At 70.3% G+C, this 21,869-nt stretch carries 24 protein-coding genes; 19 read left to right on the top strand and 5 right to left on the bottom strand.

What is annotated here, in order from left to right:
- Positions 1–10 precede the first annotated feature (10 nt).
- Genes A5702_RS08845 through aroQ form a run of 5 tightly spaced genes read left to right on the top strand, consistent with a single transcriptional unit; the run spans position 11 to position 3,738 of the window.
- On the top strand, positions 11–430 hold the full coding sequence (locus A5702_RS08845; RefSeq protein WP_068219915.1) for an A24 family peptidase: 420 nt from the start codon (positions 11–13) through the stop codon (positions 428–430).
- 32 nt (positions 431–462) lie between these two features.
- Positions 463–1,668: a chorismate synthase gene (gene aroC, locus A5702_RS08840; protein WP_055404778.1), complete on the top strand. Its 1,206-nt coding sequence runs from the start codon at positions 463–465 to the stop codon at positions 1,666–1,668.
- Positions 1,668–2,213: a shikimate kinase gene (locus A5702_RS08835; RefSeq protein ID WP_055404779.1), complete on the top strand. Its 546-nt coding sequence runs from the start codon at positions 1,668–1,670 to the stop codon at positions 2,211–2,213. Before aroC ends, A5702_RS08835 begins: the two co-directional genes overlap by 1 nt.
- Positions 2,210–3,301 (top strand): 3-dehydroquinate synthase, encoded by a 1,092-nt coding sequence (aroB, locus tag A5702_RS08830; RefSeq protein ID WP_055404780.1) that lies wholly within the window; start codon positions 2,210–2,212, stop codon positions 3,299–3,301. Before A5702_RS08835 ends, aroB begins: the two co-directional genes overlap by 4 nt.
- A complete protein-coding gene (gene aroQ, locus A5702_RS08825; protein ID WP_055404781.1) occupies positions 3,298–3,738 on the top strand; it encodes a type II 3-dehydroquinate dehydratase in 441 nt (146 codons plus the stop codon). The genes aroB and aroQ overlap by 4 nt, the downstream gene beginning before the upstream one ends.
- A 7-nt stretch (positions 3,739–3,745) precedes the next feature.
- Here the strand turns inward: aroQ and A5702_RS08820 are convergent, their stop codons facing one another.
- Positions 3,746–4,438, bottom strand: a complete 693-nt coding sequence (locus tag A5702_RS08820) for a B-4DMT family transporter (RefSeq protein WP_197506520.1) — start codon at positions 4,436–4,438, stop codon at positions 3,746–3,748.
- A gap of 33 nt (positions 4,439–4,471) precedes the next feature.
- Between A5702_RS08820 and A5702_RS08815 the strand changes: the two genes are divergently transcribed.
- From A5702_RS08815 to A5702_RS08790, 6 genes are all read left to right on the top strand, one after another.
- A complete protein-coding gene (locus A5702_RS08815) occupies positions 4,472–5,581 on the top strand; it encodes a Xaa-Pro peptidase family protein (RefSeq protein WP_068219909.1) in 1,110 nt (369 codons plus the stop codon).
- A 44-nt stretch (positions 5,582–5,625) separates the two neighbouring features.
- Positions 5,626–5,880, top strand: a complete 255-nt coding sequence (locus A5702_RS08810; RefSeq protein ID WP_068219905.1) for a hypothetical protein — start codon at positions 5,626–5,628, stop codon at positions 5,878–5,880.
- A gap of 104 nt (positions 5,881–5,984) precedes the next feature.
- Positions 5,985–6,548 carry an elongation factor P gene (gene efp, locus A5702_RS08805; RefSeq protein ID WP_007171952.1) on the top strand — a complete coding sequence of 188 codons (564 nt, stop codon included), beginning with the start codon at positions 5,985–5,987 and terminating at the stop codon, positions 6,546–6,548.
- Positions 6,545–7,042 carry a transcription antitermination factor NusB gene (gene nusB, locus A5702_RS08800; protein WP_068219902.1) on the top strand — a complete coding sequence of 166 codons (498 nt, stop codon included), beginning with the start codon at positions 6,545–6,547 and terminating at the stop codon, positions 7,040–7,042. Before efp ends, nusB begins: the two co-directional genes overlap by 4 nt.
- On the top strand, positions 7,039–7,437 hold the full coding sequence (locus A5702_RS08795) for a hypothetical protein (RefSeq protein WP_055403678.1): 399 nt from the start codon (positions 7,039–7,041) through the stop codon (positions 7,435–7,437). The genes nusB and A5702_RS08795 overlap by 4 nt, the downstream gene beginning before the upstream one ends.
- A gap of 77 nt (positions 7,438–7,514) precedes the next feature.
- Positions 7,515–10,370, top strand: a complete 2,856-nt coding sequence (locus A5702_RS08790; protein ID WP_068219898.1) for an aminotransferase class I/II-fold pyridoxal phosphate-dependent enzyme — start codon at positions 7,515–7,517, stop codon at positions 10,368–10,370.
- Between the two features lies 1 nt (position 10,371).
- On the opposite strand, the gene A5702_RS08785 is transcribed toward A5702_RS08790, so the two are convergent.
- Both A5702_RS08785 and A5702_RS08780 read right to left on the bottom strand, forming a co-directional pair.
- A complete protein-coding gene (locus tag A5702_RS08785; RefSeq protein ID WP_067820297.1) occupies positions 10,372–10,641 on the bottom strand; it encodes a hypothetical protein in 270 nt (89 codons plus the stop codon).
- A 46-nt stretch (positions 10,642–10,687) separates the two neighbouring features.
- Positions 10,688–11,464 (bottom strand): hypothetical protein, encoded by a 777-nt coding sequence (locus A5702_RS08780; RefSeq protein ID WP_067820300.1) that lies wholly within the window; start codon positions 11,462–11,464, stop codon positions 10,688–10,690.
- Between the two features lie 267 nt (positions 11,465–11,731).
- Between A5702_RS08780 and A5702_RS08775 the strand changes: the two genes are divergently transcribed.
- The 7 genes from A5702_RS08775 to A5702_RS08745 all read left to right on the top strand — a co-directional run bounded on the left by A5702_RS08775 (position 11,732) and on the right by A5702_RS08745 (position 19,778).
- On the top strand, positions 11,732–13,006 hold the full coding sequence (locus A5702_RS08775) for an MFS transporter (RefSeq protein ID WP_082955994.1): 1,275 nt from the start codon (positions 11,732–11,734) through the stop codon (positions 13,004–13,006).
- 123 nt (positions 13,007–13,129) lie between these two features.
- Positions 13,130–13,864 carry a GntR family transcriptional regulator gene (locus A5702_RS08770; protein WP_055403686.1) on the top strand — a complete coding sequence of 245 codons (735 nt, stop codon included), beginning with the start codon at positions 13,130–13,132 and terminating at the stop codon, positions 13,862–13,864.
- On the top strand, positions 13,861–14,091 hold the full coding sequence (locus tag A5702_RS08765; RefSeq protein ID WP_055403687.1) for a ferredoxin family protein: 231 nt from the start codon (positions 13,861–13,863) through the stop codon (positions 14,089–14,091). The genes A5702_RS08770 and A5702_RS08765 overlap by 4 nt, the downstream gene beginning before the upstream one ends.
- A 14-nt stretch (positions 14,092–14,105) precedes the next feature.
- Positions 14,106–15,494, top strand: coding sequence for an ABC transporter substrate-binding protein (locus A5702_RS08760; protein WP_055403688.1), 1,389 nt, complete (start codon positions 14,106–14,108; stop codon positions 15,492–15,494).
- Positions 15,491–16,348, top strand: coding sequence for an ABC transporter permease (locus A5702_RS08755; RefSeq protein WP_055403689.1), 858 nt, complete (start codon positions 15,491–15,493; stop codon positions 16,346–16,348). The genes A5702_RS08760 and A5702_RS08755 overlap by 4 nt, the downstream gene beginning before the upstream one ends.
- Positions 16,345–17,082, top strand: a complete 738-nt coding sequence (locus tag A5702_RS08750; protein ID WP_055403690.1) for an ABC transporter ATP-binding protein — start codon at positions 16,345–16,347, stop codon at positions 17,080–17,082. The genes A5702_RS08755 and A5702_RS08750 overlap by 4 nt, the downstream gene beginning before the upstream one ends.
- Positions 17,079–19,778, top strand: coding sequence for a fumarate reductase/succinate dehydrogenase flavoprotein subunit (locus A5702_RS08745; protein ID WP_068219897.1), 2,700 nt, complete (start codon positions 17,079–17,081; stop codon positions 19,776–19,778). Before A5702_RS08750 ends, A5702_RS08745 begins: the two co-directional genes overlap by 4 nt.
- A gap of 13 nt (positions 19,779–19,791) precedes the next feature.
- Here A5702_RS08745 and A5702_RS08740 read toward each other — a convergent pair whose 3' ends face one another.
- Together A5702_RS08740 and A5702_RS08735 are read right to left on the bottom strand one after the other, a co-directional pair.
- A complete protein-coding gene (locus tag A5702_RS08740) occupies positions 19,792–20,331 on the bottom strand; it encodes a GNAT family N-acetyltransferase (protein ID WP_055403692.1) in 540 nt (179 codons plus the stop codon).
- Between the two features lie 4 nt (positions 20,332–20,335).
- Positions 20,336–21,541, bottom strand: coding sequence for a serine hydrolase (locus A5702_RS08735; protein ID WP_055403693.1), 1,206 nt, complete (start codon positions 21,539–21,541; stop codon positions 20,336–20,338).
- A gap of 69 nt (positions 21,542–21,610) precedes the next feature.
- Here A5702_RS08735 and A5702_RS27250 point away from each other — a divergent pair.
- Positions 21,611–21,869, top strand: a 259-nt coding sequence (locus tag A5702_RS27250; RefSeq protein WP_369817882.1) for an STAS domain-containing protein, incomplete at its 3' end; no start/stop codon positions are given.

Genomic DNA, 21,869 nt, shown 5'->3' with positions numbered 1-21,869 from the left:
GTCTCGCGGCATGCGGATAGCCGCGGCGGCGCTGGTGCTGGCCTGGCTGGCGGCGTTGAGCGGCTACGACGTCCGCGAACGTCGGCTGCCCAACCTGCTGACGCTGCCCGGGGCGTGCGCGATCCTGCTGGCGGCCGCGGCGAGCGGGCGCGGCGGGCCCGCGCTCGCCGGGGCGGCGGCGCTGACCGCGATCTACCTGCTGGTGCACTGCATCGCCCCGGCGGGGATGGGCGGCGGCGACGTCAAGCTGGCGATCGGGCTGGGCGCGCTGGCGGGTTGTTTCGGGGTGGGGGCGTGGTTCCTGGCCGCGCTGGCCGCGCCTTTGCTGACGGCGCTGCTCGCCGCGCTGTGCGGTGCGCGGGCGGTGCCGCACGGCCCGTCGATGTGCCTGGCCACCGCCGGCGCGATCGGCCTGGTTCTCGGGATTTAAGCCCGCGCCGGACCCCGTGGGAGAATGTCCGGGTGTTGCGTTGGATCACCGCCGGGGAGTCGCATGGCCGCGCGTTGGTGGCCATGCTCGAGGGCATGGTCGCCGGCGTGGAGGTCAACTCCACCGACATCGCCGACCAATTGGCCCGCCGCCGGCTCGGTTACGGCCGCGGCGCGCGGATGAAGTTCGAGCGCGACGCGGTGACCGTGCTGTCCGGGGTGCGCCACGGCGTCACGCTGGGCGGCCCCATCGCGATCGAGATCGGCAACACCGAGTGGCCCAAGTGGGAAACCGTGATGGCCACCGACCCGGTCGACCCGGCGGAGCTGGCCAACGTCGCGCGCAACGAACCGCTCACCCGGCCGCGGCCCGGCCACGCCGACTACGCAGGCATGCTCAAGTACGGCTTCGACGACGCCCGCCCGGTGTTGGAGCGGGCCAGCGCGCGCGAGACCGCCGCCCGCGTCGCGGTGGGCACGGTGGCGCGGTCCTTCCTGCGCCAGGCCCTGGGCGTCGACGTGCTCTCCCATGTCGTCGCGATCGGGCCGTCGGCGCCGTACGACGGCCCGCCGCCGCGGCCGGAGGACCTGGCCGCGATCGACGACAGCCCGGTGCGCGCGTTCGACAAGGCCGCCGAGGAGGCGATGATCGCCGAGATCGAGGCCGCCAAGAAGGACGGCGACACCCTCGGCGGCGTCGTCGAGGTGGTAGCGCTGGGCCTGCCGGTCGGGCTGGGCTCCTTCACCAGCGGCGACAACCGGCTCGACAGCCAGCTCGCCGCCGCGGTGATGGGCATCCAGGCCATCAAGGGCGTGGAGATCGGCGACGGCTTCGAGACGGCGCGCCGCCGCGGCAGCCGCGCCCACGACGAGATGTATCCCGGACCCGACGGCGTCGTGCGCTCGACCAACCGCGCCGGCGGGCTCGAGGGCGGCATGACCAACGGCCAGCCGCTGCGGGTGCGCGCCGCGATGAAACCCATCTCCACGGTGCCGCGGGCGCTGGCCACCGTCGACCTGGCGACCGGTGACGAGGCCGTCGCCATCCACCAGCGCTCGGACGTCTGCGCGGTGCCGGCCGCCGGCGTCGTGGTCGAGGCCATGGTGGCGCTGGTGCTGGCCCGGGCGGCCCTGGAGAAGTTCGGCGGCGATTCGCTCACCGAGACCCGCCGCAACATCGAGGCGTACCAGCGCGCGGTCGCCGACCGCGAATCGCCGGCCGCCCGGGGTACCGCCTGATGGCACCCAGGGCGGTACTCGTCGGGTTGCCGGGGTCGGGCAAGTCCACCATCGGACGGCGCCTGGCCAAGGCGCTCGGCGTCGGATTCCTCGACACGGACACCGCCATCGAACAGCAGACTCAGCGCAGCATCGCCGACATCTTCGCCACCGACGGGGAGCAGGAGTTCCGCCGCATCGAGGAAAACACGGTGCGTGCCGCGCTGGCCGACCACGACGGCGTCTTGTCGCTGGGCGGCGGCGCCGTCACCAGCCCGGGGGTGTGCGAGGCGCTGGCCGGCCACACGGTCATCTACCTGGAGATCAGCGCCAACGAAGGCGTGCGCCGCACCGGCGGCAGCACGGTGCGCCCGCTGCTCGCCGCGGCGGACGACGCCGAGAAGTACTCGAAATACAAGGCGCTGATGGCGAAGCGGGCCCCGCTGTACCGGCGGGTGTCGACGATCCGGGTCGACACCAACCGCCGCAATCCCGGGGCGGTGGTGCGCTACATCGTGTCCCGGCTGCAGACGCCGGAGAACGCGCACGCGGAGGCCGCCACATGACCGCGCCGGTCACCGTGCAGGTGGCCGTCGACCCGCCGTACCCCGTGGTCATCGGCACCGACCTGGGCGACCAGCTCGTCGAACTGCTTTGCGACCGGCACCGGGTGGCCGTCGTGCACCAACCGGCCCTGGCGCACACCGCCGAGGCGATTCGAAGCCGCCTGGCGGACAAGGGTGTTGACGCCCACCGCATCGAAATCCCGGACGCCGAAGCCGGCAAGGACCTGCCGGTCGTCGGGTTCCTCTGGGAAGTGTTCGGCCGCATCGGGATTGACCGCAAAGACGCGGTGGTCAGCCTCGGCGGCGGCGCGGCCACCGACGTGGCCGGCTTCGCGGCGGCCACCTGGCTGCGCGGCGTCGACATCGTCCACGTCCCCACCACGTTGCTCGGCATGGTCGACGCCGCCGTCGGCGGCAAGACGGGCATCAACACCGACGCGGGCAAGAACCTGGTCGGCGCGTTCCACCAACCGCTGGCGGTGCTGGTCGACCTGGCGACCCTGGAAACGTTGCCGCACAACGAACTCGTCGCCGGCATGGCCGAGGTGGTCAAGGCCGGATTCATCGCCGACCCGGTGATCCTCGATCTCATCGAGGCCGACCCCGACGCCGCCGTCGACCCCGCGGGTGACGTGCTGCCGGAACTGGTCCGGCGCTCGATCGCCGTCAAGGCACACGTCGTCGCCGCCGACGAGAAGGAGTCGGAGCTGCGCGAAATCCTCAACTACGGCCACACTTTGGCGCACGCGATCGAGCGCAGGGAGCGCTACGAGTGGCGCCACGGGGCCGCGGTATCGGTAGGCCTGGTGTTCGCCGCGGAGCTGGGCCGGCTCGCCGGCCGGCTCGACGACGCGACCGCGCGGCGCCATCGCACCGTGCTGTCGGCGCTCGGCCTGCCGGTCAGCTACGACGCGGACGCGCTGCCGCAGCTGCTGGAATACATGGCGCAGGACAAGAAGTCGCGGGCCGGCGTGCTGCGGTTCGTGGTCCTCGACGGGTTGGCCAAGCCGGGACGGCTGGCCGGCCCCGACCCGGCGCTGCTGGCGGCGGCGTACGCGGGAGTGTGCGGCGAAGAGGGGGCCCGATGACCGTGACCGTGCAAGTCATCAACGGCCCCAACCTGGGCCGGCTGGGCCGCCGGGAGCCGGACGTCTACGGGGACACCACGCACGACCAGCTGGCCGAGCTCATCGAGCGGGAGGCCACCGCGCTCGGCCTGAAAGCCGTTGTGCGCCAAAGCGATGACGAAGCCCAGCTGCTGGATTGGATCCATTCGGCCGCCGACGCGGGCGAGCCGGTGATCCTCAACGCCGGCGGCCTGACCCACACCTCGGTGGCGCTGCGCGACGCGTGCGCCGAGTTGCGCGCGCCCCTGATCGAGGTGCACATCTCCAATGTGCATGCCCGCGAAGAGTTTCGCCGCCACTCATACCTCAGCCCGGTGGCGACCGGGGTGATCGTCGGGCTGGGCGTCCAGGGCTATTTGCTTGCCCTGCGCTACCTGGCGGAAGCCGCGCCGAACTAACCCTGCGCTAGTCCTTGCCGGCCTCGGTGCCCGGCTTGCGGATCACCTCGGTCTTGGGGTCGTCCTCGCTCTTGGGGATCGTCTCGGTGGGTGCTTCGCCTTCGCCGGTGCGCGCCGCCTCGGTGGGCGCATCGCGCTCGGCCGTGGCGACCGCGGCGGTCCGCTCCTCGTGCTGCGCACCCGCCGCGGGGATCTCCCCGGTCGGCGCGTCGTCACCGCGGACCGCGGAGAAGACGTCGGTGTCGGCGCGCTCCTCGTCGGTTCCCTGCCGCCGGGGCGGGGGATTGCGGTCGACCCGCCAACGGCCGATGGTCACGCCGATGATCCCGGGCAGGAACACGCACAGCGCGGTGAACGCGGCGAACGTGGTCACCTCGTTGATCAGCCCACCGGTGTAGAGCCCGTTGTACACCAGCGCGATGAGCCAGCAGACGGCGCCGGACAGGACGCCCGCCACCAGCCCGGCCAGCAACCAGGTCATCGCCAGGTCCCCGCGGCGGTCGGGGTCCGGGTTGGCGATCGCGTCGGCCCGGCCGTCGAACACCCCCCACACGGCCACGGCGATGACGAACAACAGCAGCAGCACCACGCTGAAAAGTCCTGCCTGCGTCTGCCACGCGTTGATGAGCGCCCCCTGCAACAAACGGACGACGATCATCACGGCGGCGTAGACCAATCCGCGCACCATCCAGCTCCTCATGGGCAATCAGCGTAGCGAGTACCGTCAAGGGTCGTGACACATTCTCAGCGTCGGGACAACCTGAAAGCGCAAATCAGTGCCAGCGGACTGGACGCGATGCTGGTCAGCGACCTGAACAACGTGCGCTACCTCTGCGGTTTCACCGGCTCGAACGGCGCGTTGCTGGTGTTCGCCGACGATCGGGGCCCCGTGCTGGCCACCGACGGCCGCTACCGCACGCAGGCGGCGGAGCAGGCGCCCGGCCTCGAGATCGCCATCGAACGCGCCCTCGGGCGCCATCTGGTCGGCCGGGCCGCCGAGGCGGGCGTGGGCAGGCTGGGCTTCGAAAGCAACGTGGTCACCGTCGACGCCTTCGACGTCCTGACCGGCGAACTGGGCGAGCGCAAGGCCGCCACCGAGCTGGTGCGGGCCGCCGGAACCGTCGAGGCGCTGCGTGAGGTCAAGGACGACGGCGAGGTGGCGCTGCTGCGGCTGGCCTGCGAGGCCGCCGAAGCCGGCCTCGCCGACCTGGTGGAGCGTGGGGGGCTGCGGCCCGGGCGAACCGAACGCGAGGTGAGCCGGGAGCTGGAGGCGCTGATGCTCGACCACGGCGCCGACGCGATCTCGTTCGAGACCATCGTGGCCGCCGGGCCCAATTCGGCGATCCCGCACCACCGGCCCACCGACGCGGCGCTGGCCACCGGCGATTTCGTCAAGATCGACTTCGGCGCGCTGGTGGCCGGCTACCACTCCGACATGACCCGCACCTTCGTGCTCGGCAAGGCCGCCGACTGGCAGCTGGAGATCTACCAGCTGGTCGCCGACGCGCAGCGGGCCGGCCGGGAGGCGCTGACCCCGGGTGCGAGCCTGCGCGACGTCGACGGCGCGGCGCGGCAGTTGATCGTCGATGCGGGCTACGGCGAGCAGTTCGGCCACGGCCTGGGGCACGGCGTGGGGTTGCAGATCCACGAGGCGCCGGGAATCGGCGCCACCTCCACCGGCACCTTGCTGGCGGGTTCGGTGGTGACCGTCGAACCCGGCGTCTACCTGCCGGGCCGCGGCGGCGTCCGCATCGAGGACACCCTGGTCGTGCCCGACGAGAAGCGCGGACGGACACCCGAACTGCTGACCAGGTTCCCCAAGGAGCTGGCGGTTCTGAGCTAGGCCGCGCCGATCGGCGGCGCGCCGCCGAGGGTACAGTCGGGTGCGTGAATGGGGTGGAACCAATCGAACGCGGCCTGGCGCGCCTGCGGGATTTTCGGTGGGAACTGCACGCCCAGCCCCTGCGGGAGCTGCGGCTGGAGCTTCAGATCGTCTACTTCGCGGTCCCGGTGCCGTTCTCCGGCGGGGCCAAGCTGAACGTCCCCTTCCTGACGATGATCAACCGGCTGCCCCCGGCCGGCGAGGCCGCCGGCGGCCGCCCGGAACAGGGCACGGACCGGCCGGCGTCCCGCCGGTCCTAGGTCCCCCGACGCGCTGGGCCGGGTCGCGCCGCGCTCTAGACTGACGGACAAATTGCGGGCGGTCGGCGAACGACCGTCCATTCCTCTAGGAGATACACCGAACCGTGGCAAGCACCGCCGATTTCAAGAACGGACTGGTGTTGGTGATCGACGGCCAGCTCTGGCAGATCGTCGAGTTCCAGCACGTCAAACCCGGCAAGGGCCCGGCCTTCGTGCGCACCAAGCTGAAGAACGTGCTCTCCGGCAAGGTCGTCGACAAGACGTACAACGCCGGCGTGAAGGTGGAGACGGCCACCGTCGACCGGCGCGACACCACCTACCTCTACCGCGACGGGTCGGACTTCGTGTTCATGGACAGCCAGGACTACGAGCAGCACCCGCTGCCCGAGTCGCTGGTCGGCGACGCCGCCCGATTCCTGCTCGAGGGCCTGCCGGTGCAGGTGGCGTTCCACAACGGGGCGCCCCTGTACATCGAACTGCCGGTGTCGGTCGAGATGGAGGTCACCCACACCGAGCCGGGTCTGCAGGGCGACCGGTCCAGCGCCGGCACCAAGCCCGCCACCGTGGAAACCGGGGCCGAGATCCAGGTGCCGCTGTTCATCAACACCGGCGACAAGCTGAAGGTGGACACGCGCGACGGCAGCTACTTGGGGCGCGTCAACGCGTGAGCAGGCCCGTCAGGGGGCGCCATCAGGCCCGCAAGCGTGCCGTTGACCTGTTGTTCGAGGCCGAGGCCCGCGGGTTGAGCCCGGCCGAGGTCGTCGACGGGCGCGCGACGCTGGCCGCGGCCAACCCGGACGTGGCGCCGCTGCAGCCGTACACGGTCGCGGCGGCGCGGGGGGTCGGCGAGCACGCCGCCCACATCGACGAACTGATCAGCTCGCACCTGCAGGGCTGGACGCTGGACCGGCTGCCCGCCGTCGACCGCGCCATCCTGCGCGTCGCGGTGTGGGAGCTGCTCTACGCCGACGACGTCCCCGAGCCGGTCGCCGTGGACGAGGCCGTCCAGCTGGCCAAGGAGCTGTCCACCGACGACTCACCGGCCTTCGTCAACGGCGTCTTGGGCCAGGTCATGCTGGTGACGCCGCAGATCCGGGCGGCCGCCGCGGCGGTCCGCGTCCGCGCCGCCGCCCCGGCGGAGAACGAGGAACACCAGGCGTGACCCGGCTGGAGCTGCGCGCCGTCGTCGCGGGGTTGCTGGCCGCGACGGTGGTGTTGGGTGCCGTCGTGTGCGCCGCATTCGGGTGGGCGATCGTCGCGTCGGCGCTGTCGATTTACGCGCTGGCCGTGGGCGCCTGGCTGTACCACTGCGTCGAACGGCTGATCGTGGCCCGCCGCATCAGCACGGTCCGCACCGCCGCCAAGCCGCTGCAGCCGCTGCTGCCGGTGATGGCCGCGCTGATGGGCCTGACGCAATCCGTGGTGCGGTCGCTGTCCGACGTGACCGAGCTGCCGGCCCGCCGCTGGGAGCTTCCGGTGCTGCGCTGGGTGGAAACCACGCGCGGCAACCGGCGCGTCGTGGACGCCGACGAGGATGACGACGAGTTGAACAGCTGAAGGGACCTCACGCGAAACGATGACGCGTGCGGTGCGGCGGGGTGAGAATACAAGTCGCCCAGAAGAACAGGTGAGATATGACTCGATACACCACCCAGCCGCGACGCCTCCGGGTCTCCGCGCTGGCGGCGGTGGCCAACCCGTCCTACGCCCGCGTCGACACCTGGAACCTGCTCGACGACGCGTGCCGTCACCTCGCCGAGGTCGACCTGGCCGGGCTCGACAAGACGCACGACGTGGCCCGGGTCAAGCGGCTGATGGACCGCATCGCGGCCTACGAGCGGTACTGGCTGTATCCCGGCGCGGCGAACCTGGCGAGCTTCCGGGCGCACCTCGAGAGCCTCTCCACGGTGCGGCTCACCGAAGAGGTATCCATGGCGGTGCGGCTGCTGAGCGAATACGGCGACCGCGCAGGGCTTTTCGACACCTCGGCACCGCTGGGCGACCAGGAGCTGGTGGCCCAGGCCAAACAGCAGCAGTTCTACACCGTGTTGCTCGCCGACGACGCGCCTGCGACGGCGCCCGACTGCCTGGCCGAGTGCCTGCGGGCCCTGCGTAACGCGTCCGACGACGTGCAGTTCGAAATCCTGGTGGTGCCCAGCGTCGAAGACGCCATCACCGCGGTCGCGCTGAACGGCGAGATCCAGGCCGCGATCATCCGCGACGACCTGCCGCTGCGGTCCCGCGACCGGCTGCCGCTGATGAACACGTTGCTCGGGCCCAACGAGGCCGCGGAGGGCGGCGCCATTCCCGACCACGCCAACGACTGGGTGGAGTGCGGCGAGTGGATCCGCGAGCTGCGGCCCCACATCGACCTGTACCTGCTCACCGACGAGTCGATCGCGGCGGGCGACGACACCGAGCCCGACGTCTACGACCGGACGTTCTACCGGCTCAACGACGTCACCGACCTGCACAGCACGGTGCTTGCCGGGCTGCGGAACCGTTACGCCACACCGTTTTTCGATGCGCTGCGCGCGTACGCGGCGGCGCCCGTGGGCCAGTTCCACGCGCTGCCCGTCGCGCGTGGTGCCAGCATCTTCAACTCGAAGTCGTTGCAGGACATGGGCGAGTTCTACGGCCGCAACATCTTCATGGCCGAGACCTCGACCACGTCCGGTGGCCTGGACTCGTTGCTCGACCCGCACGGCAACATCAAGAAGGCGATGGACAAGGCCGCGCACACGTGGAATTCCGACCACACGTATTTCGTCACCAACGGCACCTCAACCGCCAACAAGATCGTCGTCCAGTCCCTGACCAGGCCGGGCGACATCGTGCTGATCGACCGCAACTGCCACAAGTCGCACCACTACGGGCTGGTGCTGGCAGGCGCCTACCCGCTGTACCTCGACGCGTATCCGTTGCCGCAGTTCGCCATCTACGGGGCGGTGTCGCTGCGAACGATCAAGCAGACGCTGCTGGATCTCGAGGCCGCCGGTCAGTTGTCCCGGGTGCGGATGCTGCTGCTGACCAACTGCACCTTCGACGGCGTGGTCTACAACCCGTTGCAGGTCATGAAGGAGGTGCTGGCGATCAAGCCGGACATCGTCTTCTTGTGGGACGAGGCCTGGTACGCGTTCGCCACGGCCGTGCCGTGGGCCCGGCAGCGGACCGCGATGGTGGCGGCCGAGCGCCTCGAGCAGATGCTGGCGTCGCCGGAATACGCTGCGGAGCATCGGGTTTGGGCGGCGGAGATGGAAGGCGTCGACCGGTCGGAGTGGGTGGAACGCCCGCTGTTGCCCGACCCCGCCAACGCGCGGGTCCGCGTTTACGCGACGCACTCGACGCACAAGTCGCTGTCGGCGCTTCGGCAGGCGTCGATGATCCACATCCGCGACCAGGATTTCAACGCGCTGACGCGCGACGCGTTCGGTGAGGCGTTTTTGACCCACACCTCGACCTCGCCCAACCAGCAGCTGCTGGCCTCGCTGGACCTGGCGCGCCGGCAGGTCGACATCGAGGGCTTCCAGCTGGTCCGGCAGACCTACGACATGGCGCTGGTCTTCCGGCACCGGGTGCGCCGAGACCGGTTGATCAGCAAGTGGTTTCGTATCCTCGACGAGTCCGACCTGGTGCCCGAGGAGTTCCGGGCGTCGTCGGTGAGTTCGTACCGGGAGGTTCGGCAGGGTGCGCTGGCCGAGTGGAACGAGGCCTGGCGGTCGGATCAGTTCGTGCTGGACGCGACGCGGGTGACCCTGTTCGTCGGCAAGACCGGGATGAACGGCTACGACTTCCGCGAGAAGATCCTGATGGAGCGATTCGGCATCCAGATCAACAAGACGTCGATCAACAGCGTGCTGTTGATCTTCACCATCGGGGTCACGTGGTCGAGCGTGCACTATCTGCTCGACGTGTTACGCAGGGTGGCAATCGATTTCGATCGCGTCGAGAAGGCGGCCAGCGTCGCCGACCGGGCGCTGCAGGAGCGGCACGTCGAGGAGATCACCCAGGACCTGCCGCACCTGCCCGACTTCAGCGAGTTCGACATGGCCTTCCGGCCCGTCGACGCGTGCATGTTCGGCGACATGCGGTCGGCCTTCTACGCCGGATACGAGGAGTCCGACCGCGAGCACGTCCTGATCGGCATGGCGGGGCGACGGCTGGCGGAGGGTAAGACGCTGGTGTCCACCACGTTCGTGGTGCCCTACCCGCCGGGGTTCCCGGTGCTGGTTCCCGGGCAGGTGGTCTCCAAGGAGATCATCTACTTCCTGGCCCAGCTCGACGTCAAAGAGATCCACGGTTACAACCCCGACCTCGGGTTGTCGGTGTTCACCGAGGCCGCGCTGGCGCGGATGGAGGCCCAGCGCAACGCGGCGTTGGCCGCGGTGGGTTCGGCGTTTCATTCCTTCGAGCTGCCCTCGGACGCCTCCGGGCTGAACGGGGCGCTCAACGGCGACGGCGCCGCGCAGGTCGTCAGCGAGGACGCCTGAGTTAGCCGGCCTGCCGGCCCGGATCCGACGTGGGCTGCGCCGGCCAGCCGAGCTCCCCTCGCAGGAGCCCGCGCGCGATCGCGTCGTGCCGGGCCGGGCTGCCGGCTGGAGCGCTCGTGGGGCAGGTGCAATTGAGGGTGTTGAACGGGCTGGGATCGGCGTTGGCCGGCGCGGCCGCCAGTAGGGCGGAACCGAGGACCGTGGCGGCGAAAATCAGCAGTGGGGTGAGCGCGCCGTTCTGACGACGCGCGGGGCGTGCGGTATCAGACATGACAACTTCAGCGTAGGGCGCGTCGCTGGGAACCCGCTGAGAGCACTCAGGCCTCTTCCGGGGCCGCCCCGGGGTGGCTTCCGGGCCGCTGCGGCAGCACGACGAGCAGGGCCACGATGACCGCGGCGAGCACCGCCGAGGCCAGCGGGCGGCTCAGGGCCAGGCCGCCGTCGGCCACCGGCTTGTCGATGAAGTCGCCGACCGTCGCCCCGAGCGGCCGGGTCAGGATGAACGCGACCCAGAACAACGCGACGCGCGAGATGCCGGTCCAGTAGTAAAGGGCGATCACCACGGCCAGGCCGGCCGCGAACACCAATGCGCCACGCTCGTAACCGAATCCGCGGGTGTCGGCCAGCCAATCGCCGAGCGCGGTGCCCAGGGTCTGCGAGAAGGTGATGGTCGCCCAATAGAAGGCCTCGACTTTCGGCGTCGAGACGGTGGTGACCGAGACGGTGCCCTGCGACCAGCGCCAAAGGCCCAGGGTGGCCAGCAGGCAGGCCAGCAGCACCAGCGACCCGCCGGTGTAGCCGATGCCGAGCGATCGGTCGGCGAAGTCGGCCAGCGTCGTGCCGAACGTCGTCGAGGCCACGATCGTCGCCCAGTAGAGGCTGGCGTGGAAACGCTTGGCCAGGATTTGGGCGGCCACCAACGCCACCAGCGCGACGCCGAACAGCGCGACCCCCGCCGCGTAGCCCCAGTTCAAGGTCATGGTGACCGTGTCGCCGCCGGTCTCGCCCAGGGTGGTGGCCAAGATCTTGATGATCCAGAAACCAAGGGTGACCGCGGGCACCTTGGTCAGCGCCTGCCGTGACACGTTGCTCATGCTTGTCCAGGGTAGCGGCGGTGAGAAAGACCTGAGTTTGCGGATAAGTATTCGCTGTGCGCCGGCTATGAATCGCCCTCCCGCGCAGCGCTTTTGCCTGGTTCCAAACCCGCACGCGCACAGCGTATCTCGCGAGGTAGAAGGGCGGCGGACCGGCCCGCATCACTGAGCTAGACATTTGAATTACCTTATAAATCAATAAGTTACACGGGTTCCGGGTGCGTCTTGGCGCCCGGGGGCGCTGCGAATGGCGTGCACTATGGATTCATGCTCTCCGAGGTCAGCGGCGCCGACCGAATCGGCGCGGGCGCGCGCTGGTCGGTCATGGCCGTCTCCTTGGGGGTGACGGCGTCGTCGTTCCTCTTCATCAATGGCGTTGCGTTCCTGATTCCTTCGCTGCAGGCGCGCAGCGGCATCACGTTGATCGAAGCCGGCCTGCTGGCATCGATGCCGAGCTGGGGCATGGTCGTAACGCTCGTGCTTTGGGGCTGGGTGTTGGACCGCGTCGGTGAGCGGGTGGTGCTGACCGCCGGTTCGGCCCTCACGGCGGCGGCGGCCTATGCCGCGGCGTCCGCTCAGTCGATAACCGAAATCGGCGTCTTTCTCTTTCTCGGTGGAATGGCGGCGGCCAGCTGCAACACCGCCGGTGGGCGGCTGGTGTCCGCATGGTTCCCGTCGCATCAGCGGGGCCTGGCGATGGGCATCCGCCAGACCGCACAACCGTTGGGCATCGCCCTTGGCGCGCTGGTGATTCCGGAGCTGGCCGAGCGCGGCCCCCGTCGCGGGCTGATGTTCCTGGCGCTCATGTGCACCGTGGCCGCGGTGGCCAGCGTGCTGGGGATCGCCGATCCGCCGCGCAAACCGCGCGGGCTGGCCACCGGCGCGGAACTGGCCAGCCCCTATCGCGGATCGTCGGTGCTGTGGCGGATCCACGCGGTGAGCGCCCTGCTGATGGTGCCGCAGTCGCTGACCGTGACGTTCATGCTCGTCTGGCTGATGAATCGCCATGGCTGGTCGGTCGCGGCCGCCGGTGGGCTCGTCACCCTGTGCCAACTGCTGGGCGCGGCGGGGCGGATCGCGGTCGGGCGCTGGTCGGATCGTGTCGGCTCGCGGATGCGACCGGTCCGCACCATCGCCATCGGCGCCGCGCTGGCCCTGTTCCTGCTTGCCCTCACCGACAACACGGGTTCGGGCTACGACGTGTTGCTCATGGTCGCGATCTCGGTGATCGCGGTGCTCGACAACGGACTGGAGGCCACCGCCATCACCGAGTACGCCGGGCCGTTCTGGAGCGGCCGTGCGTTGGGGCTGCAGAACACCACCCAGCGTTTGACGGCCGCCGCCGCGCCCCCGGTCTTCGGTGCACTGATCACGGCCGCCGAATACCCGGCCGCATGGGCGCTTTGCGCGCTGTTCCCGTTGGCGGCCGTGTCGCTGGTGCCGCTTGAGTTCGGGCATCGAATGGGGGCGCCCCATGAGCCCGAGCGCCGTTCCGCTCACGGGGATTGGAAAGACGGCGTCGTGTCCGAGGTGGCGCAATAGCGCAGACGGTCGTTGTTTGCGCTGGTCGTCATCGAATACGCCCCGGCGCAATGCGCGCGGCCGCCGCGGCGGTTCGTTCTCGGGCACCCAAAAACCGCCCGTGAGCTGCGTTAGCGTGGCCGCGTGGCGCAACCGATCAGCAGCGGACCACGGGCCGACCGCGCCCGGCGGGTGGCTGACGTGTTGCGCCAGCAGATTCACGCCGACGCCTATCCCGGCGGCCTGCCGGCCGAACACGAGTTGGCGGCCGAATTCCTGGTGTCGCGCAACACGATTCGTGAGGCGCTCGCGGTGCTGAAGCACGAGGGCCTGATCGACCGCGGACCCAAGGTTGGCACGCACGTCGCCCAGCGCAAGTACGACCACGGCCTGGACACGCTGCTGGGGTTGAAGGAGACGTTCAAGAACCTCGGCGAGGTGCGCAACGAGGTGCGCGCCGCGATGGCCGTCACCGCGCCGCCGTCGGTGGCCCGCCGGCTGCGGCTGCAAGCCGGCGAGCAGGCGGTGTTCATCGAACGCTTGCGATACCTCGGCGATCTGCCGCTCAGCCTCGACCTGACCTACCTGACCCCGGACATCGGGGCCCGGGTGCTGGACCACCCGCTGGAAACCAACGATCTGTTCGCGCTCATCGAACAGGTCAGCGGTCAGCGGCTGGGGTCGGCGGCGCTGGCCCTGGAGGCCATCCCCGCCGACGCGCATTCGGCGGCCACCCTGCAGGTGCCCGACGGCGCGGCGCTACTCATGCTGGAGCGGCTCACCAGCCTCGCCGACGGCACGCCGGTCGATTTGGAGTACATCCGCATGCGCGGTGATCGAATCACCATGCGCGGCAGCCTGATAAGGAGCGATACATGACGCTGGTCAACAACACTCGCGCCGACGTGCCGGTGACGATCGACGAGTCGTTGTGTATCGACGGCTGCACCCTGTGCGTGGAGGTCTGTCCGCTCGACGCGCTGGCCATCAACCCCGAAACCGGCAAGGCGTACATGCACGTCGACGAGTGCTGGTACTGCGGCCCGTGCGCGGCCCGCTGTCCGACCGGCGCCGTGACCGTCAACATGCCCTATCTACTCCGCTGAAACCCGAAGCCATCATGGAAAAGCATGCCCTCCGGCTGCTTTCGGTGGCGTTCACCGTCGTCGTGTTCGCCACCGGGTGCTCGCTGGAATCATTCTCGCAATCCTCCGGCGTGGTCAACGTCGTGGTCGGATACCAGTCCAAGACCATCAACACCGTCACCGCCGGCACGCTGCTGCGCGCGCAGGGCTACCTGGAGCACCGGCTCGCCGACATCACCGCGCGCACCGGCACCAAATACGCGGTGCGATGGCAGGATTACGACACCGGTGCCCCGATCACCGCGCAGATGCTCGCGGAGAAGATCGACATCGGCTCCATGGGCGACTACCCGATGCTGATCAACGGCTCCAAGACGCAGGCCAACCCGTTGGCCCGCACCGAGCTGGTGTCGATCACCGGCTACAACCCCAAGGGCGCGCTGAACATGGTGGTGGTGGCGCCCGATTCGTCGGCGACCGGGCTGGCCGACCTGGCCGGCAGCAAGGTGTCGGCCAGCGTGGGCTCGGCGGGCCACGGCACGCTGGTGCGGGCGCTGGCCAAGGCGGGCGTCAACGGAGTCGAGGTGCTCAACCAACAACCACAGGTGGGCGCCTCCGCGCTGGAATCCGGTCAGGTGAACGGGCTTTCGCAGTTCGTCGCGTGGCCGGGGCTGCTGGTGTACCAGGGCAAGGCCAAGCTGCTCTACGACGGGGCCGAGCTGAACTTTCCGACGCTGCACGGTGTGGTGGTGCGGCGCTCGTACGCGTCCGCGCACCCGGAGGTGCTGGCGGCGTTCCTGCAGGCGCAACTGGACGCCACCGATTTCCTGAACGACAAGCCGCTTGAGGCCGCGCGCATCGTCGCGCAGGCCAGCGGGCTGCCGCAGGAGGTGGTGTACCTCTACAACGGGCCGGGCGGGACGTCGTTCGACACCACGCTCAAGCCGTCGCTCGTCGACGCGCTGAAAAGCGATGTGCCGTACCTGAAGTCGATCGGTGACTTCGCCGACCTCGACGTCACGAAGTTCGCCGTGGACGACCCGCTGCGCGCGGTGTTCGCCGCCCGCGGGCTGGACTACGCCGCGACCCGCGCGCGCACCACCAACCCGTCGGCCCTCGCCGGCGACCCCGCGTTGGCCGGCGAGCTGTGGTTGGACGGGGCCGACACGACCCAGACGGTCGCCAACCCCACCGCGCTGCTGCGGGCGATCGCCGACGCCACCGGCCGCGGCGGCAAGGTCCGCGCGGCCTACGTCCCCGACGCCGAGCTCGGCACCCGATGGTTCGCCGACAAGGCGATCTGGGTCAAAGACGGCCAGAACTATCTGCCATTCGGCACCCAGGCCGGGGCGCGGCGCTATCTGGCCGCACACCCGGGCGGCGTCGTCATGAATTATCAACAGGCATTGGGAGGTTCGGTATGACCGCCGAAGTGGTGGCCGACCAGGTCCTGGGCGTCGTCTCGACGCCCACGCTCACCCGGCCGCGGCAATTGCCCTCGCCGTGGCGGTCGCGGCTACTGCGGCTGGCGTCGGTCGCGGCCGCAATCGGGTTGTGGCAGTTGCTCACCGCCGGCAAGGTGCGGCTGCTGCTCCGATTCGACACGCTGCCCACCGTCACCCAGATCGTGCACGCGCTGCAGCGCCGGCTCGGCGCGTACGAGTACTGGCTCGACCTGGCGCAGTCGCTGATCCGCATCCTCACCGGCTTCGGCCTGGCCGCGGTGGTCGGGGTGGCGACCGGGGTACTGCTGGGCCGCTCCCGGCTGTTCGCCGACCTGTTCGGGCCGCTGGCCGAGCTGGCCCGACCGATTCCCGCGATCGCGATCGTGCCGGTGGCGATCCTGTTGTTCCCCACCGACGAGGCGGGCATCGTGTTCATCACCTTCCTCGCGGCCTACTTCCCGATCATGGTCAGCACCCGGCACGCGGTGCGCGCGCTGCCCACTCTGTGGGAGGACTCGGTGCGCACTCTGGGCGGGGGCCGCTGGGAGGTGCTGACCCAGGTGGTATTGCCGGGCATCCTTCCCGGCGTCTTCGGTGGGCTATCGGTCGGCATGGGGGTGGCCTGGATCTGTGTCATCTCCGCCGAGATGATCTCGGGCCGTCTCGGCGTCGGCTACCGCACCTGGCAGGACTACACGATGCTGGCCTATCCGCAGGTGTTCGTCGGCATCATCACGATCGGCGTCCTCGGTTTCGCCACGTCGGCGGCCGTGGAAGTGGTCGGCCGGCGGGTGACCCGGTGGTTGCCCCGCGCACAGGAGGGCTCGCGATGAAAGCAGTCGGTCTCGAACTGGACCGAGTTCGGTTGTCCTACACGGGGACCCCGGTGATCGACGGGCTCAGCCTGACGGTGCGCCCGGGGGAGATCCTGGTGCTCACCGGTCCGTCGGGCTGCGGCAAGTCGACGCTGCTGCGCGCCCTCGCCGGGCTGCTGCGGCCCGACGAGGGCCGGGTGCTGGCCGACGGGGCCGAGGTCACCGCCACCTCCCGGGATCGCGGCATGGTCTTCCAGGACAACGCCCTGCTGCCGTGGCGCACGGTGCGGTCCAACATCGAGCTGGCGCTGCGGTTGCGCGGCGAACCGCGCGCCACCCGGCGCGCGCAGGCGGAGCGCTGGATCGACGAGCTCGGGCTGGCCGGCTTCGGCCACTACCTGCCCAAGAGCCTGTCCGGCGGGATGCGTCAACGGGTCCAGCTGGCCCGCGGCCTGGCCGGGGCGCCGCGCGCGGTGATGATGGACGAGCCGTTCGGCGCGCTGGACACCCAGACCCGGGCCGCCATGCAGCGGCTGTTGATCGACACCTGGCGCACGCATCCGACGACGATCGTCTTCGTCACTCACGACGTCGACGAGGCCTTGGCGCTCGGCGACCGGATCGTCGTGCTGGGCCGCGCCGGCGAGCCGCTGCGCGCGTCGATCGACGTGCCCGATCCGCGCAGCGAACTCCCCAGGGACCGGCTGCGCGCCGAAATCATTGCGGCCCTGGACCATTCGGTGGCGGCATGATTGAGATTCCGGACCCGGCGGCACCCGTCCGCCTCGACTGCGACGTGCTGGTCATCGGCGGCGGCACGGCCGGCACCATGGCCGCGCTGTCGGCCGCCGAGCACGGCGCGCAGGTGCTGCTGCTCGAAAAGGCACACGTGCGGCACTCCGGCGCGTTGGCGATGGGAATGGACGGCGTGAACAACGCCGTCATCCCCGGCAAGGCCGAACCCGAGGACTACGTCGCCGAGATCACCCGCGCCAACGACGGAATCGTCAACCAGCGCACCATCTATCAGACCGCCAGCCGCGGTTTCGCGATGGTGCAGCGGCTGGAGCGCTACGGCGTGAAGTTCGAGAAGGACGAGCACGGCGAATACGCGGTGCGCCGGGTGCACCGCTCCGGCTCCTATGTGCTGCCCATGCCGGAGGGCAAGGATGTCAAGAAGGCGCTGTACCGGGTGCTGCGGCAGCGCTCGATGCGGGAGCGGATCCGCATCGAGAACCGGCTGATGCCGGTGCGGGTGCTGGTTCAGGATGGACGCGCGGTGGGCGCGGCCGCGCTGCACACGCGCACCGGCGAATTCGTCGCGGTCGGCGCCAAGGCGGTGATCCTGGCCACCGGCGCCTGCGGGCGGCTGGGGCTGCCGGCGTCGGGTTACCTGTATGGCACGTACGAGAACCCGACGAACGCCGGCGACGGATACGCGATGGCGTTTCACGCCGGCGCGGAGCTCTCGGGAATCGAGTGCTTCCAAGTGAATCCGTTGATCAAGGACTACAACGGCCCGGCGTGCGCCTATGTCGCCAACCCGTTCGGGGGTTACCAGGTCAACGCGCACGGCGAGCGGTTCGTGGACTCCGACTACTGGTCGGGTCAGATGATGTCCGAGGTGAAAAGCGAGATCGACTCCGCCCGCGGGCCGATCTACCTCAAGGTCTCCCACCTGCCTGACGAGACGCTGACCGCGCTGGAGAACATCCTGCACACCACCGAACGGCCGACCCGTGGCACCTTCCACGCCAACCGCGGTCACGACTACCGCACTCACGACATCGAAATGCACATCTCCGAAATCGGTTTGTGCAGCGGCCATTCGGCGTCGGGGGTGTGGGTCGACGAGCACGCTCGCACGACGGTGCCCGGCCTGTATGCCGCCGGCGACCTGGCCTGCGTCCCGCACAATTACATGATCGGGGCGTTCGTCTTCGGCGACCTCGCCGGCACCGACGCGGCGACCGCCTGCGCGGGTGTGGATGCGCCACAACAACTCCCGGACGACCAGCTGCGCGATGCGCACGAGCTGATCTACCGGCCCCTGCGGCATCCCGACGGGCCACCCCAACCTCAGGTCGAGTACAAGCTGCGCCGGTTCGTCAACGACTACGTGGCCCCGCCCAAGACGGCGGCGAAGCTGTCCATCGCCGTGCGCACCTTCGACCGGATGCGAGACGAGATCGCCGACATGGGTGCGCGCAATCCGCACGAGCTGATGCGCGCCGTCGAGGTGTCCTTCATCCGGGACTGCGCCGAGATGGCCGCCCGGTCCTCGCTCACCCGGACCGAATCCCGTTGGGGCCTCTACCACGATCGGGCCGACCTGCCGGGCCGCGACGACGGTCAGTGGGGCTATCACCTCAACCTGCGCAAGGACGCCGACGGCGGGATGGTGTTCCTGAAGCGGCCGGTCGCGCCGTACTTCGTGCCGGTCCCGGAACTGGACGGCCTGCCGCCCGTCGACCAGACCGTTCAGCGGGTGGAGCAGCCGCCGCTGGTCGGCGGCCAGGCCCCCACCACCACCCGGTCCCGGATCGGCTCGGGCGCAACGACGTTCGAGCCGCCGTCGCCGCGCATCGCCGAGGTGCTCGCCCTCGAGCAGCCGACGATCGCCGGGCTGCGGCCGTATCTGGTCGACCCCGATCCGGGGGTGCGCCGCACCGCGGTGGCCACGCTCACCGAGCACATCCCCGACGGTTACGCGCCCGCCCTGATCGCCGCGCTGGACGACACCGACGCCGCCGTGCGCCGCACCGGCGCCGACGGGATCCGCGAGCTCGTCGAGGTGTTGCCCGAGCCCGCCGACGTCCAGCCGCGGCTGGAGTCCGGCGACGTGGTGGTGCGCGCGGCCGCTCTCTACGTGCTGGCCGCGCGGCGGGTCGGCGACGCCGAGGATTACCGCCGCGCGCTGAGCGATCCCGACCACCGGGTGCGGATCGAGGCCGTGCGGGCGTTGGTGTCGGTCGACGACGTGGCCGGGGTGGTCGCCGCGACCGGGGACGAGAGCCGGGAGGTCCGGATCGCGGCCGCGGCCGGCCTGGCGACGCTGCGCGGCGGTGCCGCGGCGGTCGGCGCGCTGACCGCCGACCCGGACCCGCTGGTGCGCGCGGCGGCGCTGGCCGCCTTGGGTGAAATAGGCTGTGGCCCAGAGAATGTCGCCGCCGTGGAATCGGCCTTGCGGGCGCCGGCCTGGCAGGTGCGCCAGGGCGCGGCGCGGGCCCTGGCGGGCGCCACACCCGGCGTCGCGGTGCCGGCGATCACCGAGGCGCTCGCCGACGCGCATCTCGACGTGCGCAAGGCGGCCGTGCTGAGCCTGACGCGCTGGGCGGGCGAGCCCGCCGCGCGCGACGCGCTGGGTCTCGCGCTGAAGGACACCGATGCCGACGTCCGCGCCTACGCGCGCCGGGCGCTGGACCAGGGCGGGTCGCCGGCGGTCTAGGGTTTCCCGAGGATCACCGCAGGATCCTGGCGTAGAGCAGGCTGTCTTGCGGCTCGGGGCCCAGGTTGGGGTAGACGGCGTGGCGGGCCAGCCGGCCCTCCAGCACGAACCCGGCGCGCTCCAGCAGCCGCGCCGAGCGCTCGTTGTCGACGTTGCAGGTGGCCCACACCCGGTACACGGCCCGGTCGCCGTCCAGCGCGTCGAGCAGCATCTCGAGCACCTCGCGCATCAAGCCCTTGCCCCACCACCGCCGGCCCAGGCAGTACCCGATCTCGACCGAATGCGGCACCGGGCGGCGACAACTGGTGAGGCCGACCACCTCGCCGCTGTGGCGCAATTCGATCGCCCAGGTTCGCTCGTCGGGCGTGGCGTTGAGCTTCTCGGTGATCACCCGCCGCGTCGCCGCCACGTCGGGATGCGGCGCCCACATCAGATACTTGGTGACCTCGGGATCGCGGGCGACCCGCTGGTACAGCGCGCCGGCGTCGTCGAGCACGGGCCGGCGCAGCACCAGCCGGGGGCCGGTGATGCGATCGGGCGGGTAGTCGGCCACGGTGCTAGAGGCCGAGTGCGGAATAGGTGCGGCGGACGAATTTGGGTTGCGCCGATTGGAGTTTCGCCAACGAGGTGTTGCCGGCGATCGCCGCGGCCACGTCCGCGGACATGTCGGGCAGGTTCTGGACCAGATACAGCAGGACCAGGTCGGCCGTCGGGTCGGCCTGCCACCACGTCCCGTAGGCGCCCGGCCAGCTGAACGTCCCGAGCCCGCCGGGCCCGAACAGCGGCGCCGACCTCGCCGGGTCGGTCACCACCGACAGGTTCAGCCCGAAGCCGCGGCCCACCCAGTAGGGCGCCCCCAGGAAGTCGTGGCGCTTCTGCTCGTCGGTGAGCCGGTCGGTGCGCATCAGGCGGGCGGACTCGGGCGAGAGCACCCGCACGCCGTCGATCGTTCCGTCGCCGAGCAGCATGCGCACGAACCGCAGGTAGTCGTCGGCCGTCGACCACAACCCGCCGCCCGCGTTGGGGAAGGAGGGCGGCTTGATGTGGGGCGGGCCCATCACGTCGTGGTGCAGTTGCCCCCGTTCGTCGAGCCGGTACATGGTCGCGGCGCGGCGGCGGGTCTCGGGGGAGGCGAAGAACCCGGTGTCGGGCATGCCCACCGGGCCCAACACCCGTTCGTCGAGAACCTCGTGGAACGGCTTGTCCTCGATGCGCGACGCGATGACGCCCAGCAGGTCGATGGAGTGGCTGTAGGTGAGGCGGTCGCCGGGCTGGTGCACGAGCGGCAGCTTGGCCAGCTCGGCCAGCCACGCGTCGGGGCCCTGGTTGAAGGGCAGCCGCACGTAGGCCTTGGCGATCGGCCCGGACACCGAGAACCCGTAGGCCATGCCGCTGGTGTGGGTGAGCAGGTCCTCGATCAGGATGGCGCGCCGCGCCGGATGGGTCCGGTCCAGCGGGCCGCGCGGGTCGTCGAGCACCCGCAGTTCGGCCAGCTCCGGCGCCCAGCGCACGACGGGGTCTTTCAGCGTGAGCTTGCCCTCATCCACCAGGCTCATCACGGCCGCGACGGTGACCGGCTTGGTCATCGACGCGATCCGGAACAGTGTGTCCCGCCGCATCGGCAGGCCCGCGTCCACATCGCGATAGCCGATCTCGTTGACCTGCAACACTTCTCCGCGCTGCCACACCACCGTCAGCGCACCGGCGAGCAGGCCCGCGTCGCAGACTTCGCGGATGGAGGCCGCGTTGGCGTCGAGATTCACCCGAATCAGGTTAGCGTCGGGCCCGGGGGAGCTCCGGCCAAGGCTTCGTCCACGGTCGGGTAGAGGTCGATGAACTCGTCGAGGCCCACGATCCGCAGCGGCCGGCTGGTGGCCGAGCCGTCGGCCGCCACCCGCAATGACGTCGCGCTGGCCGGCACGCCCGCGGTGCTGGTCATCGACCTCACCGAAGTCGATTTCCTATCGTCCGCGGGCATCACCGTGCTGGTCGAGGTGCATCGACTGACCGAGAACAGCCCGACGTCATTGCGGGTGGCGGCCGACGGCTCGGCCACCAGCCGGCCGCTGCGGATCGTGGGCCTCGACGAGT

Source organism: Mycobacterium sp. E3339, assembly GCF_001666915.1.
Taxonomy (GTDB): Bacteria; Actinomycetota; Actinomycetes; order Mycobacteriales; family Mycobacteriaceae; genus Mycobacterium.
The sequence above is the reverse complement of the archived record's forward strand: the minus strand, read 5'-3'. Positions and strand labels throughout refer to the sequence as shown.

Coding starts and splice junctions, on each gene's coding strand:
- A5702_RS08845 (WP_068219915.1), top strand. CDS start 11: ATGCGGATAGCCGCGGCGGCGCTGGTGCTGGCCTGGCTGGCGGCGTTG.
- A5702_RS08835 (WP_055404779.1), top strand. CDS start 1,668: ATGGCACCCAGGGCGGTACTCGTCGGGTTGCCGGGGTCGGGCAAGTCC.
- aroB (WP_055404780.1), top strand. CDS start 2,210: ATGACCGCGCCGGTCACCGTGCAGGTGGCCGTCGACCCGCCGTACCCC.
- aroQ (WP_055404781.1), top strand. CDS start 3,298: ATGACCGTGACCGTGCAAGTCATCAACGGCCCCAACCTGGGCCGGCTG.
- A5702_RS08820 (WP_197506520.1), bottom strand. CDS start 4,438: ATGAGGAGCTGGATGGTGCGCGGATTGGTCTACGCCGCCGTGATGATC.
- A5702_RS08790 (WP_068219898.1), top strand. CDS start 7,515: ATGACTCGATACACCACCCAGCCGCGACGCCTCCGGGTCTCCGCGCTG.
- A5702_RS08785 (WP_067820297.1), bottom strand. CDS start 10,641: ATGTCTGATACCGCACGCCCCGCGCGTCGTCAGAACGGCGCGCTCACC.
- A5702_RS08780 (WP_067820300.1), bottom strand. CDS start 11,464: ATGAGCAACGTGTCACGGCAGGCGCTGACCAAGGTGCCCGCGGTCACC.
- A5702_RS08775 (WP_082955994.1), top strand. CDS start 11,732: ATGCTCTCCGAGGTCAGCGGCGCCGACCGAATCGGCGCGGGCGCGCGC.
- A5702_RS08765 (WP_055403687.1), top strand. CDS start 13,861: ATGACGCTGGTCAACAACACTCGCGCCGACGTGCCGGTGACGATCGAC.
- A5702_RS08760 (WP_055403688.1), top strand. CDS start 14,106: ATGGAAAAGCATGCCCTCCGGCTGCTTTCGGTGGCGTTCACCGTCGTC.
- A5702_RS08755 (WP_055403689.1), top strand. CDS start 15,491: ATGACCGCCGAAGTGGTGGCCGACCAGGTCCTGGGCGTCGTCTCGACG.
- A5702_RS08750 (WP_055403690.1), top strand. CDS start 16,345: ATGAAAGCAGTCGGTCTCGAACTGGACCGAGTTCGGTTGTCCTACACG.
- A5702_RS08745 (WP_068219897.1), top strand. CDS start 17,079: ATGATTGAGATTCCGGACCCGGCGGCACCCGTCCGCCTCGACTGCGAC.